This is a genomic window from Rhizobacter sp. P3_B12 (genome assembly GCF_056402895.1).
Genome location: NZ_JBFUGN010001801.1, coordinates 1 through 512 on the forward strand (window position 1 = coordinate 1; position 512 = coordinate 512).

At 75.2% G+C, this 512-nt stretch carries 1 protein-coding gene; it reads right to left on the reverse strand.

Annotated features, from left to right (window positions below):
- A partial coding sequence (locus AC1D01_RS38300) for an AMP-binding protein (protein ID WP_477875258.1) occupies positions 1–512 on the reverse strand: 512 nt, incomplete at both ends.

Genomic DNA, 512 nt, shown 5'->3' on the forward strand with positions numbered 1-512 from the left:
CCACCCGGCCCCTGCTGCACGCTCGCGACCGCCTCGGCCACGCCGGCCAGCGCCATCAGCCGGGCCTCGACCTCGCCCAGCTCGATCCGAAAGCCTCGCACCTTCACCTGCTGGTCGATGCGCCCGAGGTACTCGAGCTGGCCCTCGCCCTGCGCATCGACGATCCAGCGCACCAGGTCGCCGGTGCGGTACAGCCGCCCGCCCTGCGCATCGAACGGGTCGGCGACGAAGCGTTCCGCCGTCAGCCCCGCACGCCCCAGGTAGCCGCGCGCGAGCCCCGCACCGCCCAGGTACAGCTCGCCGGCCGCGCCGGGCGGCAGCAGGTTCATCCCGGCATCGAGCACGCGTGCGGTGCGGTCGCCGCAGGGGCGGCCGATCGGCACGTAGGCGGTGGCGATCTCGGGCGCATCGCCGCGCGCCTTCCACAGCACCGGCGTGACGACCGCCTCGGTCGGGCCGTAGCCGTTGATCAAGAGCCGCGGCCGCAGGTGCTCGCGCACCGCCTGCAGGCC